Annotated in this window: 11 protein-coding genes and 1 riboswitch; of the genes, 8 read left to right on the forward strand and 3 right to left on the reverse strand. The window is 64.7% G+C overall.

The window, feature by feature from the left end; all coding sequences use genetic code 11:
- Positions 1 to 395: 395 nt before the first annotated feature.
- A complete protein-coding gene (locus D7Y61_RS17440) occupies positions 396 to 1973 on the reverse strand; it encodes a BCCT family transporter (protein ID WP_180868108.1) in 1578 nt (525 codons plus the stop codon).
- Between the two features lie 247 nt (positions 1974 to 2220).
- Positions 2221 to 2322, forward strand: a riboswitch (TPP riboswitch).
- 82 nt (positions 2323 to 2404) lie between these two features.
- Between D7Y61_RS17440 and thiC the strand changes: the two genes are divergently transcribed.
- The 6 genes from thiC (at position 2405) to D7Y61_RS17470 (ending at position 11930) form a co-directional block, all read left to right on the forward strand.
- Complete coding sequence (gene thiC / locus D7Y61_RS17445; protein WP_180868110.1) at positions 2405 to 4249, forward strand: phosphomethylpyrimidine synthase ThiC; 1845 nt, start codon at positions 2405 to 2407, stop codon at positions 4247 to 4249.
- A gap of 93 nt (positions 4250 to 4342) precedes the next feature.
- The gene (locus D7Y61_RS17450) at positions 4343 to 5014 is read left to right on the forward strand and encodes an ion channel (RefSeq protein ID WP_180868112.1); all 672 of its coding nucleotides are present in this window, start codon (positions 4343 to 4345) and stop codon (positions 5012 to 5014) included.
- Positions 5015 to 5273: 259 nt separating this feature from the next.
- On the forward strand, positions 5274 to 7601 hold the full coding sequence (locus tag D7Y61_RS17455) for a winged helix-turn-helix domain-containing protein (RefSeq protein ID WP_180868114.1): 2328 nt from the start codon (positions 5274 to 5276) through the stop codon (positions 7599 to 7601).
- A gap of 115 nt (positions 7602 to 7716) precedes the next feature.
- Positions 7717 to 8616 carry a helix-turn-helix transcriptional regulator gene (locus tag D7Y61_RS17460; RefSeq protein ID WP_180868116.1) on the forward strand — a complete coding sequence of 300 codons (900 nt, stop codon included), beginning with the start codon at positions 7717 to 7719 and terminating at the stop codon, positions 8614 to 8616.
- Positions 8617 to 8665: 49 nt separating this feature from the next.
- Positions 8666 to 11548 carry a TonB-dependent receptor gene (locus tag D7Y61_RS17465; RefSeq protein WP_219628024.1) on the forward strand — a complete coding sequence of 961 codons (2883 nt, stop codon included), beginning with the start codon at positions 8666 to 8668 and terminating at the stop codon, positions 11546 to 11548.
- 172 nt (positions 11549 to 11720) lie between these two features.
- Positions 11721 to 11930 (forward strand): hypothetical protein, encoded by a 210-nt coding sequence (locus D7Y61_RS17470; protein WP_010483987.1) that lies wholly within the window; start codon positions 11721 to 11723, stop codon positions 11928 to 11930.
- A gap of 55 nt (positions 11931 to 11985) precedes the next feature.
- Here the strand turns inward: D7Y61_RS17470 and D7Y61_RS17475 are convergent, their stop codons facing one another.
- Both D7Y61_RS17475 and ppa read right to left on the reverse strand, forming a co-directional pair.
- Positions 11986 to 13107 (reverse strand): HDOD domain-containing protein, encoded by a 1122-nt coding sequence (locus tag D7Y61_RS17475; RefSeq protein WP_180868117.1) that lies wholly within the window; start codon positions 13105 to 13107, stop codon positions 11986 to 11988.
- A 151-nt stretch (positions 13108 to 13258) separates the two neighbouring features.
- Positions 13259 to 13795, reverse strand: coding sequence for an inorganic diphosphatase (ppa, locus tag D7Y61_RS17480; protein WP_057497596.1), 537 nt, complete (start codon positions 13793 to 13795; stop codon positions 13259 to 13261).
- A gap of 183 nt (positions 13796 to 13978) precedes the next feature.
- On the opposite strand from ppa, the gene D7Y61_RS17485 reads away from it, so the two are divergent.
- Together D7Y61_RS17485 and D7Y61_RS17490 are read left to right on the forward strand one after the other, a co-directional pair.
- Positions 13979 to 14452 carry a hypothetical protein gene (locus D7Y61_RS17485; RefSeq protein ID WP_180868119.1) on the forward strand — a complete coding sequence of 158 codons (474 nt, stop codon included), beginning with the start codon at positions 13979 to 13981 and terminating at the stop codon, positions 14450 to 14452.
- Positions 14453 to 14524: 72 nt separating this feature from the next.
- Positions 14525 to 15025 (forward strand): RNA polymerase sigma factor, encoded by a 501-nt coding sequence (locus D7Y61_RS17490; protein WP_014038389.1) that lies wholly within the window; start codon positions 14525 to 14527, stop codon positions 15023 to 15025.
- The last annotated feature ends 79 nt before the right edge of the window (positions 15026 to 15104 follow it).

Raw genomic sequence — 15104 nt, forward strand, 5'->3', positions numbered from 1 at the left:
CGCCCGGCCCCTGACAGTTTCCTGCGGCCGCCACCGCAGGAAGAGAAAGAAGAAGATCAAAAGCAAAGGCAACAGCAACAGCCGCGCGCTGTGGGTTGGGGTCGGATCCGTTTTCCAGAGGAAAACGGATCTGACCCCTTCTTGTTTTCCGATACACCTCATCCACGCATGGCGTGGATCTACAAACCGCCGGGAAACTGTCGGAGGCGGGGAGGGGGCCGATGGCGGGACCGTCCACGGCATGGATGCCGTGGCCGAGCCTACAGGGACGTACTTGCGGCGTGTCCCGCCATCGGGCCCCTCCCCGCCAGACCCTCAATGTCTCAGAGCCGCTTTTGAGGTTGCTGTTGCCGTTGCCTGAAAAAAGCGGTGCAGCCGCAGGCTGCAAAACACCCTCAATCCGAATCCTGCGCGCGCGCCGCCTCCGCCTGGGTTTCTTCCTGCGCCGCCATCTCGCGTGCGATCCAGGCATCGATCATGTGCCGCTGGCGCTGCGCCTGCCGCCGCTCCCGCGTGTACTCCTGGTCCAGCACCCGGTACAGCGACACCATCACCAGCACCATCAGCAACGCAAACGGTAGTGCGGCAATCGTGATCATGCCCTGCAGCGCGTCCAGTCCACCGGCCAGCAGCAACGCCGCTGCGATCAATGCCACCGCAATGCCCCAGGCCAGCTTGCGCTTCAACGGTGGGTCGCCGGCCTCGTCGGTGGACATGCTGGCCAGTACCAGCACCGCTGAATCGGCCGAGGTAACGAAGAAGATCATCAGCAGTACCAGCGCGATGCAGGACAGCAACAGCGGCAGCGGCATGCTGTCGAACAGCGTGAACAGCACCGTTTCGTAGCCATTGCCCAGCGCCTGCACCAGATCGGCGTGGCCGAAGATCTGTGCCCACAGCGCGGTGCCACCGAACACCGCGAACCAGAAGAAGCCCAACAGCGTCGGAGCGAGCACTACGCCGATCACGAACTCGCGCACGCTGCGGCCACGCGAGATGCGCGCGATGAACGATCCCACGAACGGTGCCCACGAGATCCACCAGGCCCAGTAGAAGATCGTCCAGTCCGCCACCCAGGTGCTGCCGGAGAACGGTGACATGCGCAGGCTCATCGTCACCAGCTGGTTGAGGTAGGAGCCCAGCGTGGTGGTGAACGTATCGAAGATGAAGCCGGTCGGCCCCAGCACCAGCAGGGTGGCTGCCAGCAGCGCAGCCAATGCCAGGTTGAAGTTGGACAGCCACTTCACGCCGCGCTCCACGCCGCTGGCAGTGGACGCCATGTACAGCACGAAGGCCGTGGCAATGATGGTCATCTGCACTGCGACCGTAGCCTGCACGCTGAACACGCGCTCGATTCCCGCAGCGATCTGGATGGTGCCGAAGCCCAGCGTAGTGGCCACACCGATCGCGGTGGCGACCACGGCGGCGATGTTGACCACACGGCCGACCCAGCCGCGATGGTGGCGACCGATGATCGGCTGCAGCATGTCGCTGACCAGGCCGCGGCCGTTGCGGTTGAACTGGAACCAGGCCATCGCGAGGCCGATCAGCGCGTAGATGGCCCACGGGTGCAGGCCCCAGTGGAAGAACGCATAGCGCATCGAAGCACGTGCCGCGTCGAGACTTTGTGGAGCGAGGCCTTCCGGCGGTTTGCTGAAATGCGAGATCGGCTCCGCCGCGCCCCAGAACACCAGGCCGATGCCCATGCCGGCGGCAAACAGCATCGACATCCAGCTGGCACGCGAGAACTCGGGTTCGGCATCCTCGCCACCGATGCGCAGGTTGCCGAAGCGGCCGAACGCCAGGTACATCAGGAACACCAGCGCCAGGAACACCACCAGCAGGTATAGCCAGCCGACACTGCGGATGACTTCTGCCAGCATCGTCTGGACCACTGTGTTGAAGGGGCCAGGCGCAATGCCGGCAAGCAGCACCAGCAACAGCACCAGTGCGATGGAAACGCGAAACACCATGAAGGAGCTTCTCCGATCAAGGGGATTGAGGGGAGCGAGCAGAGCTTGCGGCGAGGGGCCGGCGGCATGCAGCACGGACCGGGCAGGGGCCGCGACAGCGGCGAGACGAACACCGGTCGCGGCGACACGGTGCGCGTGCACGTTACTGAATGCGATGTCACGGTTCTGTTAATACAGAAACAGCGGATCCACGCCGTGCGTGGATGAAACAGCCAGGAGCTGTGGTGCGTTCTATGGTCTAATGCGCACCAAGAAGCGGGGGTACCGCGGCCATGTGGCCGCGGTTGAGACAGTCCCTTGGAACCTGATCCGGCTCATACCGGCGTAGGGAAGCTTTGCAGTGCAGCCATGCCCGGACTCCGCCCAAGGAGCGTCCGGGAGCGGTAGCAGTGCGCCGCCGCTTCGTCCCTGACCTTCCTGGACGATGCCCGATGAACGCACAGCTCTCCGCCCTGCAGCAACAGGCCCAGCAACTCTCCGAATCCGTGACCCGGCCCATTCCCGGCTCGCGCAAGATCCACGTGCCCGGCTCACGTCCGGATCTGCAGATACCGATGCGCGAGATCGCGCTGACCCGCACGCCGACGCTGTTCGGCGGCGAAGAGAATGCGCCGGTCACGGTCTATGACACGTCCGGCCCGTACACCGATCCGGAGGTGCGCATCGATCTGTCGGTCGGTTTGCCGGAACTGCGCCGCGGCTGGGTGGAAGAGCGCGGTGATACCGAGCAGCTCGAAGGACTGAGTTCTTCATTCGGCCGCGATCGCGAGCAGGACCCGAAGCTCGATGCGGTGCGCTTTCCCGCGCGCAGCCTGCCACGCCGTGCACGCGCTGGTGCCAATGTCACCCAGATGCACTACGCGCGGCGCGGCATCATCACGCCGGAAATGGAATTCGTCGCCATCCGCGAGAACCAGCGCCTGGACGCGATCCGCGATGCCAGCCTGCTGCAGCAGCACCCGGGCGAGGCGTTCGGCGCGTCGATCCAGAAGATCATCACCCCGGAGTTCGTGCGCGACGAAATCGCCCGTGGCCGTGCAGTGCTGCCCAACAACATCAACCACCCGGAAAGCGAGCCGATGATCATCGGTCGCAATTTCCTCACCAAGATCAACGCCAACATCGGCAACAGCGCGGTGTCCTCCGGCATCGCCGAAGAGGTTGAAAAACTGGTGTGGGCGATCCGCTGGGGCGGTGACACGGTGATGGACCTGTCCACCGGCAAGCACATCCACGAAACACGTGAATGGATCATCCGTAACTCGCCGGTGGCCATCGGTACCGTGCCGATCTACCAGGCGCTGGAGAAGGTCGACGGCCGTGCTGAAGCACTCACCTGGGAGATCTTCCGCGACACGCTGATCGAGCAGGCCGAGCAGGGCGTGGACTATTTCACCATCCACGCCGGCGTGCTGCTGCGCTACGTGCCGCTGACCGCCAAACGCGTTACCGGCATCGTCAGCCGTGGTGGTTCGATCATGGCCAAATGGTGCCTGGCGCACCACAGGGAGAACTTCCTTTACACGCATTTCGAAGAGATCTGCGAGATCATGAAGGCCTACGATGTGACCTTCTCGCTGGGAGACGGCCTGCGCCCGGGCTGCATCGCCGATGCCAACGACGCGGCACAGTTCGGCGAACTGGAGACGCTGGGCGAATTGACGAAGATCGCCTGGAAGCACGATGTGCAGACCATGATCGAAGGCCCTGGCCACGTGCCGATGCAGCTGATCAAGGAGAACATGGACAAACAGCTGCGCGAGTGCGGCGAGGCGCCGTTCTATACGCTGGGCCCGCTGACCACGGACATCGCGCCGGGCTACGACCACATCACCAGCGCGATCGGCGCAGCGATGATCGGCTGGTTCGGTACCGCGATGCTCTGCTACGTGACACCGAAGGAACACCTCGGCCTGCCCAACCGCCAGGACGTGCGTGACGGCATCATGGCCTATCGCATCGCCGCGCACGCGGCCGACCTGGCCAAGGGTCATCCCGGTGCGCAGGTGCGCGACAACGCACTGAGCAAGGCGCGCTTCGAGTTCCGCTGGGAGGACCAGTTCCACCTTGGCCTGGATCCGGAGAAGGCCAAGGAATTCCACGATGAGACCCTGCCCAAGGATGCGCACAAGCTGGCGCACTTCTGCTCGATGTGCGGTCCGCACTTCTGTTCGATGAAGATCACCCAGGACGTGCGCGATTACGCCGAGGCCGGCATGAAGGAAAAGTCGGCGGAGTTCCGCGCGGCCGGTGCCGAGGTCTACCGCCAGGGGTGATGCGGAAGCGGGGGTGCCGGCCAGCGGCCGGCACTACCGCTCATCACGCCGCTCCCGGCTATCCTCGGCCCATCACCCTGGGGAAAGGACGCCATGCCCATTGCCATGACCACCCGTTGGTTGGCCATCGCGCGCCGCCACCCCTCTGCCTGGCTGCTGGGCGCTCAGCTGCTGGCGGTGCTGCTGTATCCCGCCCTGGATGACACTGCCGGTGGCCGTGCGGCGCTGGGCATGTTCGGCATGGCAGTGCTCGGCCTGGCGCTGTGGGTGGTCCAGCGCAGCCCGCTGGGTACCTGGCTGGCGCTGTTGCTGGCCATCCCTTCGGTAGTGTTTTCGTTGGCCGGTGCATTGCTGGATCGCAGTGCGCTGCTGACCACCGCGCAGCTGCTGGAAAGCCTGCTGTATTTCTACACCGCCGGAGCCCTGATTGCGTACATGCTCCAGGACCACAAAGTCACCCGTGATGAACTGTTTGCCGCAGGTGCGACATTCACGTTGCTGGCCTGGGCCTTCGCGTTTGCGTTCGCCGTGTGCCAGCAGTGGTATCCAGGCAGTTTCCAGGGCACCGGCGACAGCTCGCAGCGCAGCTGGATGGAGCTGCTTTATCTTAGCTTCAGCTTGCTGTCCGGTGTGGGCTTGAGCGACGTTGTGCCACTGCATCCGCAGGCCCGCGCACTGGTCATGCTGGAGCAGTTTTCAGGCGTGATGTACGTAGCTTTGGTGGTTTCGCGACTGGTCGGATTGACCATGCTGCGGCGCATGTGAAAATGAACGCCAGATAAAAATTTCGCGCCCCGAAGAGCGCGAATGGTGCTGCAAATTATGTGAATGCGTCGGCGAGAGAGAGCCTGGATGTCGACCCCGCGATAGGCGAGGTAACCCGCATAGGCTAGTATTCGCCCGCTTCATTGTTTTTGCGGTATGCGCCGATGCTTTGTGCGGAGTCTGGCTTTTTGCTGTTCCCAGGACGGGAGGGTATCGCTGGTGAAACCTGCCGGGGTCCGTCCCTACTGTATATCGGAAAATGAACAGCAGCGAAATGCAGTTGCCCGACGCTGACCGTATCCAGGTTGGCGAATGCGTTGTCACTTTGTCCTCGCGAGAGGTCGAAGTCGTGGGTGCGCGTCGGCCGCGCCGACTGACACCGAAGGCGCTGGGCGTGCTGCGGGTGCTGCTGCGCCAACCCGGGCGTGTTGTTACCCGCGACGAACTGTTCGCTGAAGTCTGGCCGGATACGCTGCCGACCAATGACGTGCTCACGCAGGCCGTTACCCAGCTTCGCAAGGCGTTTGCCAACGACGAAGACAACGGTCAGGCGTATATCGAAACCATTGCCAAAAGTGGCTACCGCCTGCTGGTGCCGGTGCAGGTGCTGGATACGCTTGAGCCTTCCGCGGACATCGGCGAGATGGCCGATGCACCATTGCCAATGGCAGGTTCCGCAGTTGCTGCGCCTGTCGGTGCTGCGCCGCCGGTGGCGGGTATGCGCCGGACCTGGAGACAGGTGCGACGCCAGCTGCTTCTGGCGGCCGGCGTGTTGATGCTTGCGACGGTCATCGTGTTGACGATGCTGCTGCTGCGGCGCGCGCCTGCGGCAAGTTCGCCGGTCGAGGCGGCCGTCGAGAACGGTGTGCGCGTGATCGGCAGTCCGCAACGGCCGTATCGACTGATTACGGCGACCAGCGGTTTCGAGACATACCCAACGCTTTCGCCTGATGGATCCCAGGTCGCTTATGAGGGGGCCAACGAGGACGGAGAGGGCGGCGGTGCGATCAAGGTCCAGACGTCGGGCAATGCGCCCGCTCGCCAGTTGCTGGCGCCGCCGGCCGGTGCCAGTGATCGGTTCCCGAGCTGGTCGCCGGATGGGCGCGAGATCGCGTTCGCGCGGTTCAGCGCCGACGGCGGCTGCCAGGTGCTTATCGCCAGCGCGACAGGTGGCGCCCTTCGTCAGGCTACGCGCTGTGACGGCACTGAGCTACTCAGCTTTGACTGGACCCCGGATGGCCGCGGCCTGGTGTTCGGCAGCATGGTCGGGCGCTATGCGCATCGCGGCATCCGCGTGCTTGATCTGGCCAGTGGCCGGTGGCGCGAACTTGAGTACAGCGTCGATGCCGACGACTTCGACTATGCACCGCGCTACTCGCCGGACGGCAAGTGGCTGGTGTTTGTGCGCAATCCACAGATGGGCGATCTGTGGCGGATGCCTGCCAGCGGCGGCACGCCGGAACAGCTGACCAGCGAAGCCGCCGAGCAGCGGGGCTGGGCCTGGCTGGCAGACGGGCGCACCATTGTGTTTGGTCGTCGCGTCGACAGCGAAGTACGCCTGTATTACCTCGACGTAGAACGCCGTACGCTGCGCGACGCCGGTCTGGATGATGCGCAATGGCCCGCAGTATCGCGGCATGGCGGTGTGATGGCGTTCGTTCACCGGCGCGCACAGTTTGGAGTGTTCAAGATCCCTGCGAAGGGAGGGGGCGCGGAGCGCCTGTTTGCCTCAAGTGGCCGGGATGGGCAGCCGATGGCGGCGCCCGATGGGCGGCAACTGGTCTTCACTTCCGATCGCTCAGGCAGTTTCGCCCTGTGGTGGGCCGACATGCAGCGACCAGATTCGCTACGGCCGATCGAGGGCCTGCGGCCGGAGGGCCGACAGGCGCCGGACTGGTCCGCAGACAGCCGCCATCTGCTGGTGGTGGGGCGAGATGAACACGGGCGCACGGTTGTCTACGAGATGTCCCCGCGTGATGAGCACCTGCAGCCATTGCCGGTACCTGCGGAACAACCGTTGCAGGCGTTGTATGCAGCCACCCCGGACCAACTGCTGGTGGTCGAGCGCGATGCGGACCAGCGCACGCGGTTGAGCCTGTTCGATCGCAGTTCGCTACCCTGGCGCCGGTTGGCCAGCATCGAAGGTGTGTCGCAGGCGCGTTTCGATCGCGGCAGCGGGCGGATCCTGTTCACGCGCCTCGCGGCCGGTGGGCTGTGGTCGGTCGATCCTGCGTTGTCGCCGACCAGCGTGCGCCAGATCAGTGAGGACCGGCCGAGCCGCTGGCGCTATCGCACCTGGACCGTCGCCGGCAGTGGTGTCATCGGCTACCTCGGTACCTCCACCCAGTGCGGCACGACCCTGGTCCGGATCGAGGCAGGAACCGAGACGCCGGAGCGCTGCCTCGACCCGCAGCGGCTCAGCGCAGGCAATGGACTCAGCGCGAGCACCGATGGACGCGACCTGTACGTGGCGCTGGCGGTCAGCGATGGCGCCGACATCGGCGTCATGCAGTTACCCGAGCAGGCCCCGGCATTGTTCCCGGCAATCTCCAGCCTATTGATTCTGAAGAAGAATTTTTCTTCGTAATTCTTTCGTGTGGTTCTCGTTGCGAATTCGTGGCGATCTCGCCTGACTTTCCTGACGCCCTGCCGCCCGATTTGGCAAAACGGAGGCCTGTACTAGGCAAATCCGTGGTGCCCCCATGCGTCAACTCTCGCTGGCCGATCGCGGCCAAACCGTTTCTCTGGACCGGTCGCTCGACGATGCTGCGCCGACCTGCCTGGGCGTGGCCCGGCTGGGCAGCCTGCAGACCGCTGGCAGCAGTTTCACTGTCTGGATGCAGGTGCGCGGCAGCTCCTGGGTGGAAGCCAAGGAAGGGCGTTTCCGCTTGCGTCAGGGCGAGTGGATCGCCTTCGAGAAGGAATCGCGACCGCTGGTGCAGGCAGGCCGCAATGGGTTGTGCGTTGGCCTGAATCTGACGGTTGAAGCGCTTCGTGTGCTGGCCGAAATGGCCGACTGTGGGTTGTACGCCGGTCGTGGCGCAATGCACCGTGGTGACGCCCGCGTCGCGTTGCGCCTGTGGCGCGATGCGCTGGCCAGTGGCCAGCCGGCACAGGCGCTGCGCCCGCTGCTGCTGCATCTGGCGGGCCTGCAGCGCGGACTTGCCGACAACGTGCAGCGTTGCCCGGGCCGCTCCCGCAGTCGCAAGCGCCAGGTGTTCGGCCGCATGCAGCGCGCGCGGCTTTACCTGGAAGGCAACAGCCATCGTGTGGTGCGGATCGGCGAACTGGCCGAGCTGACCAACTTCTCCAGCTGGTACCTCTCCAAGACGTTCCAGAGCCTGTATGAGGAAAGCCCGCAGTCGCTTTCGGCACGGTTGCGTCTTGAGCGCGCCGCCGACCTGCTGCGGGACACCGACATGATGGTGGGTGAGGTTGCTGCTGCCAGTGGCTTCGACAACTGCTGCAGCTTCGCGCGTGCGTTCCGTGCCCGCTACGGGCAGTCGGCTTCGCGCTTCAGGGAGAACGGCGGTTTGCTGCCGCCACATTCTGCAAAGTCTCCGGTTGGCTCGCGCAAATACAGCGCTGCAACGCAATCGTAACGTGCTGGGGTGTTTTAACACACTGCTAACACGTACCTTGGAGAGATAGATGAACGTTTGTAATCCCGCAGTGCGGCTCGGCCTGCTGCCCGCCGGCATCGCGCTGGCGCTGGCGCCGGCCTTTGCTTCCGCCCAGGAAGCGAAGGCCACGACCGACCTGGACCGCATTTCGGTCACCGGCTCGCGCATCCGCCAGGCGAGCATGGAAACCGCGCAGCCGGTCATCGCGCTGCAGCGTGCCGACATCGAGAAGCAGGGCTTCACCAGCGTCGGCGACATCGTGCAGAACCTGTCGGCCACCGGTTCGCCGGCCATCAGCCGCGCCGACGCCCTGACCTCGGGCGAAGAAGTGGGCGGCCAGTACGTCGACCTGCGTGGCCTGGGCCCGGAGCGCACCCTGGTGCTGCTGGACGGCAAGCGCATGGGCGTCAGCACCGGCGGTTACACCGACCTGGCCTCCATCCCGACCTCGGTGGTCGAGCGCATTGAAGTGCTGACCGACGGCGCTTCGGCGATCTACGGTTCCGACGCCATCGCCGGCGTGATCAACATCATCACCCGCAAGAACTTCGACGGTCTGGAAGCCAGCGTCTACGGCGGCCAGTACAGCAAGGGCGACGGCGAAAAGCAGGTCTACAACTTCGTCTACGGCCAGACCGGTGAGCGTGGTTCGATCACCTTCGGCGCCGAGTACAGCAAGGAAGATCCGGTCCGTGCGATCGATCGTGCCTTCAGCCGCTACCCGAACGGTCGCTTCCACCCGAACCCGACGGATGCGGATGCCAATGGCTGGTCGCCGGCATCCAACCATGGCGTGCTGATCGATGACATGGGCACTCCGAAGGACGCGAACGACGACATCTGGTACACCCGCGGCAACAATGGCTCGGGCAACACCATGGCGGACTACCGCGAGTTCGGCACGTCCGACTACACCAATGCCAGCCAGGAAATGTGGCTGCAGAACAAGCTGACCCGTCGTTCGGTGTTCGCCAATGGCAACTACGACCTGACCGACAACATCCGCGCCACTGCGAACGTGCTCTACACCAAGCGTACGGCCACCCAGCAGATCGCCGGCTATCCGTACCAGTCCGAGGTCTATGGCACCCCGCTTTCGGCTGACAGCATCTACAACCCGCTGGGCAAGGACGCGAACTTCATCCGTCGTACTTCCGAAGTGCCGCGCCAGACCGAATCCGAGCAGGAGACCTTCCGCTTCTCGGCCGGCCTGGAAGGTTCGTTCGAGTTCGGCGACAAGTTCTGGGATTGGGACGTGGGCTACGTCTACAACCAGAACAAGGGCGTGAAGACCGGCACCGGCAACCTGTTCATCCCGAATGTGCAGAATGCGGTCGGTCCGTCGTTCATGGACGGCGACGTTGCCCGTTGCGGTACCCCGGGCCACGTCATCGCCGGCTGCACCCCGTGGAACCCGCTGGCACCGTACGGCTCGACCGGCAACGGCTCGCTGGCCGACCCGGCCCTGCAGGCGTACCTGTACCTGCCGAGCCACGATACCTACACCAACACCACCAAGGCCTACAGCGCCAACATCGGTGGTTCGCTGTTCTCGCTGCCGGCCGGTGAGCTGGCCATCGCGGCCGGTTACGAGCACCGCGAAGAAAGCGGTGAGTACAACCCGGACGCGCTGCTGCAGTCGGGCCTGAGCACCGATCTGGCCGGCAAGCCGACCAAGGGCAGCTACAAGCTCGACGAGTTCTACGTCGAACTGAACGTGCCGGTGCTGGCCGACATGCCGTTCGCCAAGGAGCTGTCGCTCGACATGGCTGGCCGGTACTCGGACTACAACACCTTCGGAGATACCATCAACAGCAAGTTCGGCCTGAAGTGGAAGCCGATCGATGACCTGCTGGTGCGTGCGACCTACTCGACCGGCTTCCGCGCCCCGAGCATCTCCAACATGTACGGCGGCACGTCGCAGACCTTCGATGCCTACACCGATCCGTGCGACAGCAGCTTCGGCTCGGCCGCGCGCAACCCGTCGGTTGCGGCAGCCTGCCAGGCGGGTGGCGTTCCGGCCAACTTCCGCCAGATCACCTCGGGTGGTGCGCAGTCGACCGGCCCGGGCACCCAGTCCTACAGCGCCTTCGAGTCGGGTTCCAACCCGGAACTGAAGCCGGAAACCTCCAAGACCTGGACCGCCGGCCTGGTGTACAGCCCGAACTTCGTGCAGGGCCTGGACGTCAGCCTCGACTGGTGGAAGATCCGCATCAACAACGTCATCGCCGCCGAGTCGGTGACCTCGATCCTCAACCAGTGCTATGTGCTGGGCGTGGCATCGGCGTGTGAGCGTTTCGATCGCGGCACCGACGGTCGTACCGTCAACCAGGTGGTCGACGTCACCCGTACGCTGATCAACGGTGGCTACCAGGAAACCGCTGGTTACGACCTGGGCATCAAGTACCGCCTGCCGGAGTTCTCCTTCGGCAAGTTCGTCATCGACTGGAAGACCACCTACGTCGATTACCTCGAGTACAAGCGTGACAACGAAGCCGAGACCCCGGTCGAGCAGCACACCAGCTGGGCGACCGGCGACTGGGGTGCCAACTTCCGCGTCCGTTCGAACCTCAATGTCGACTGGACTTACGGCAACCTGGGCGTGAACTGGGGCGTGCGTTACTACTCGGGCATGAAGGAGCCGTGCTCCTACGATACCGAGTGCAACCTGCCTGACTTCAGCTCGGCCTACACCCTGGGTCAGCCGAGCCGTAAGGTAGGTTCGAACACCTTCCACGACGTGCAGGTGCGTTACAACCTGCCGTGGGAAGCCACTGTCTCGCTGGGTGCCAACAACGTGTTCAACCACGAAGGCCCGGTCATGTACAGCCAGCCGAACTCGAGCTTCTCCTACTACGGTGGCTTCGATATCGGTCGCTACTACTACATGAAGTACACCCAGCGCTTCTGATCGTTCGAAGTGCGCTAGCAGTACCGGGAGGGCGGATCGTAGGGTCCGCCCTCCCTTTTTTTGTAAGGGATTTCTGAAATATCCTGGAAGGTGAGCGGAGTCACGTTCCTGTCGTGTCGCAATCTACACAGTTGCTGGGTCCACTTGCGGACACTTGCACATGGAGAGAGCGATGAAGAGCACGCTGTTGCACAAACTGTCTGCTGCTGCACTGATCTATGCAACGTTGGTGGGGGCAGTGTTCGCCCAGACCGGTGGCGTCTGTGGGGGCGGGCTGTACTGCGAGGAGCTGCGTCAGGAATGCCTGGCTGCAGGCAAGTCGAAGGTCCTGTGCGACCTGCAGTATCGTCACTGCGTGCAGGATGCCTGCGGCGCGCGCTGATGCAAAAAAGGCGCGCCCTTGGGCGCGCCTTCAAGGTTCTTCCTGCGTTGACAGCTCAGACCTCGCTGGGCACCAGTCCCATCAGGCTGTTGGCATGCTCGCGCCACTGCGGCAGCCTGTTGAGTACACCCGCGCGCTGCAGGTAGTCCTCGTCCACCGGATCGCCATTGACCAGTGCCAATGCCACGTGCACCGCGCCGGTCACCCAGAAGCTGCGCGTATTGGCACGCTGCGGCTGCAGATGGAACGCGACCGCTTCGATGATCGGCATCGGCAGGCCCCACAGGCCAAGCAGGTAGGCTCCGGCTTCGGCGTGGCCCGGGCGGGTGTCACCGGCCAGCGACGGTTCGCTGCGCTCGTTGCGCACGCCGGGCAGCAGCAGGCCGATGTCGGCCAGCAGGGCGGCGGTCGCGCCCAGTTCGGCGCTGGATTCGGGCAGTAGGCGTGCCGCCAGGCGCGAGGCGAGCAGGGCACGCTGCTGCAGCGAGTTGCGCTCGGCCGTGGACAGTGTCGGTGCCGAGAACACCTCGCTGGCCAGTACCAGATCGCGCAGCGTCGACAGGCCGAGGCGGGTCACGGCGGTACGCAGGTCGGCGATGGTGCGACCCTGGCTGAAGAACGCCGAGTTCGACAGCTGCAGCACCTTCGCGGCGATGGCCGGATCGGCCGCGACCAGCTTTGCGACGTCGGCGCTGTCGGCATCGTCGTCATGCTCCAGCGCCTGGGTCAGGCTCAGGTACAGGTGCGGCGGCGAGGGCAGCTTCTCGATACGGCCGATGGCGTCGCGCAGGCGCGGGCTGTCCAGAACTTCGCGCAGCTCTTCCAGGCTGGTCAGCGCTTCCAGCAACACTTCAGGTGCCAGCGGCAACGGCAGGAAGCGGTGGGCGACGCCGATCAGGCGTGCCGGTGGCGGCCGGTTGCCATGCTGGGCATCCACCAGCGCGATGCGGATGGTCTCCGGGCGCAACGTCCGGATCTGACCGAGCAGCGTGGTGGCATTGAGATCCGGCAGCTGCGGGCAGACGATCACCGCATCCACGCCCTGCGTGGCCACCGCGGTCATCGCGGTCTGGCCATCGGTGGCGGTCAGCGGCTGCCAGTCTTCCCCAAGATCGGCAATGAATTCGGTCAGCTCAGCCGGCAGGCTGGCTGTATCCCCTACAAGCAGAATACGCACGACACATTCCCCTGGCTGTCTCGACGATGGATGTCGACGACGTGTGAAGTGACGCAATTTACCTAATACGGCGGCAAGAGTGACGTGCCGTCGTCATGAAACGTGACCCGCATCGCTCCGGCAGGGCATGCCGGAGCAATCCGGTTCAGGCTCAGGCCTTGCTGTCGAGATGGCGCTGATGCGCCTCGACCAGAATCTGCTTGGCCTCAGCGGCGCCGCCCCAACCATCGAGCTTCACCCACTTGCCCTTCTCCAGGTCCTTGTAGTGCTCGAAGAAGTGGCCGATGCGCTCCAGCCAGTGGCTGGACACCTGGGCGATGTCTTCGACGTGGGCGTAGCCGCTGAAGATCTTCGACACCGGCACGGCCAGGATCTTCTCATCGCTACCTGCCTCATCGCTCATCTTCAGCACGCCGACCGGACGGCAGCGCACGACCGAGCCCGGCACCAGCGGCAGCGGCAGCACCACCAGCACATCGGCCGGATCGCCGTCGCCGCACAGGGTGCTCGGCACGTAGCCGTAGTTGCACGGGTAGCGCATCGGCGTGGACAGGATGCGGTCGACGAAGATCGCGCCGGTTTCCTTGTCCACTTCGTACTTCACCGGCTCCGAGTCCTTCGGGATCTCGATGATGACGTTGATTTCTTCCGGCGGGTTCTTGCCGGGCGAGACGAGTTCCAGACCCATGGTGTGCTCCAGGTGGGGGATATAGACGGATAGCCCCCCATTTTATGCCTTTGCCGGGCGCTGTGCAGGGGAGGGGGCCGACGGCAGGGCGCGGAAGGCGCCGACCCGGCGGGCCGGGGTTGACCGATGGGGCCGGCCGACGTGCGGGCGCAGGCTGGATGCACCCACCCGAGGAGCTCCCGCATGAAACCATCCGCCCTGTCCTTCGGCCTGTTCTGCGCGCTGCTGGTCGCACCTGCCGCCGAGGCCTTTCCCTACGTCGATCTGATCGATTACCCGCACCAGGAAGCCAACTGGGACCGCTTCTTCGCCCTGGAAGGCCGGCTGCAGCATGGTTTCGACGCGATCTGTGGCGACACCTTCTGCGAGGGTGAGTACAGCGACATCCAGGCGCTGCGCCTGCGTTGCTCGGTGGATGCGGTGCGCGGCACGGTGCATGAGTGCCTCTGGGCATTTGCCGCCAGTGATCTGGCTGTGTCGCGGGGTGACGGTGCGATCGTGGCCCGGCAGCCGACCTGGTTGTGCCGGCTGCCACTGATGCCGGGTACTCCGGTGGAGGACTTCCATGCAGCCCTCGCGGCCCGCAATCCGCTGCATGATCCGTTGCCCGGCACGTCGGAGAGCGTCTATGACGGGCTGACCGGCTGCATCCACTGATGCGAACGTGACTGATTCGCATTAACGGAGTAGCATGCGCGGCGCCTTCCGTCTGTCGTCCCGGTTCCGCGCATGTCCTCCAATGCCGCCTCCCTTACCGAACTGCTGATCCGTGAGCGGCCGGCACTGCTGCGCCGGGTGCAGCGCATCCTCGGCGGAGACAATGGTGCCGAGGATGTGATCCAGGCGGTGTGGTTCAAGGCCCGTGGGGTCGACGACAGCCAGGCCATCGACAACCCGCGGGCCTATCTGTACCGGCTGGCCGCCAACCTGGCCACCGACCACGGCCGCGAATCGACCCGGCGCAACCGCCTGCTGGCCGACCACTACCTGTGGGGGCCGGACGAGGTCATCTCGACCGAGGAACAGGCCATGGCACAGGACGAGCTGCAGCGGGTGCTCGATGCGGCGGGGCACCTGCCGGAGCCGACCCGCACCATCTTCCGGCTCAACCGCCTGCAGGGCCTGACCCAGGCTGAGATCGCGCGCCGCCTGGGCGTGTCGGTGACTACCGTCGAGAACCATGTGCGCACGGCGCTGCAGCGCCTGGCCTGGGCACGCAGCGGCCGATGATCGTCCCGACTTGGGGCTGGCCCTCGCTGAAACGTCTTGATCACTGGACCGTGGATGCGGTCTAGTTCCCCCGCCCGCG

The organism is Stenotrophomonas maltophilia, assembly GCF_013464485.1.
Classification (GTDB): Bacteria; Pseudomonadota; Gammaproteobacteria; order Xanthomonadales; family Xanthomonadaceae; genus Stenotrophomonas; species Stenotrophomonas maltophilia_AW.

Excerpts from the sequence above, each read along its gene's own strand:
- D7Y61_RS17440 (WP_180868108.1), bottom strand. The coding sequence starts at position 1,973 with ATGGTGTTTCGCGTTTCCATCGCACTGGTGCTGTTGCTGGTGCTGCTT.
- D7Y61_RS17455 (WP_180868114.1), top strand. The coding sequence starts at position 5,274 with ATGAACAGCAGCGAAATGCAGTTGCCCGACGCTGACCGTATCCAGGTT.
- ppa (WP_057497596.1), bottom strand. The coding sequence starts at position 13,795 with ATGGGTCTGGAACTCGTCTCGCCCGGCAAGAACCCGCCGGAAGAAATC.
- D7Y61_RS17485 (WP_180868119.1), top strand. The coding sequence starts at position 13,979 with ATGAAACCATCCGCCCTGTCCTTCGGCCTGTTCTGCGCGCTGCTGGTC.
- D7Y61_RS17460 (WP_180868116.1), top strand. The coding sequence starts at position 7,717 with ATGCGTCAACTCTCGCTGGCCGATCGCGGCCAAACCGTTTCTCTGGAC.
- thiC (WP_180868110.1), top strand. The coding sequence starts at position 2,405 with ATGAACGCACAGCTCTCCGCCCTGCAGCAACAGGCCCAGCAACTCTCC.
- D7Y61_RS17490 (WP_014038389.1), top strand. The coding sequence starts at position 14,525 with ATGTCCTCCAATGCCGCCTCCCTTACCGAACTGCTGATCCGTGAGCGG.
- D7Y61_RS17465 (WP_219628024.1), top strand. The coding sequence starts at position 8,666 with ATGAACGTTTGTAATCCCGCAGTGCGGCTCGGCCTGCTGCCCGCCGGC.
- D7Y61_RS17470 (WP_010483987.1), top strand. The coding sequence starts at position 11,721 with ATGAAGAGCACGCTGTTGCACAAACTGTCTGCTGCTGCACTGATCTAT.
- D7Y61_RS17450 (WP_180868112.1), top strand. The coding sequence starts at position 4,343 with ATGCCCATTGCCATGACCACCCGTTGGTTGGCCATCGCGCGCCGCCAC.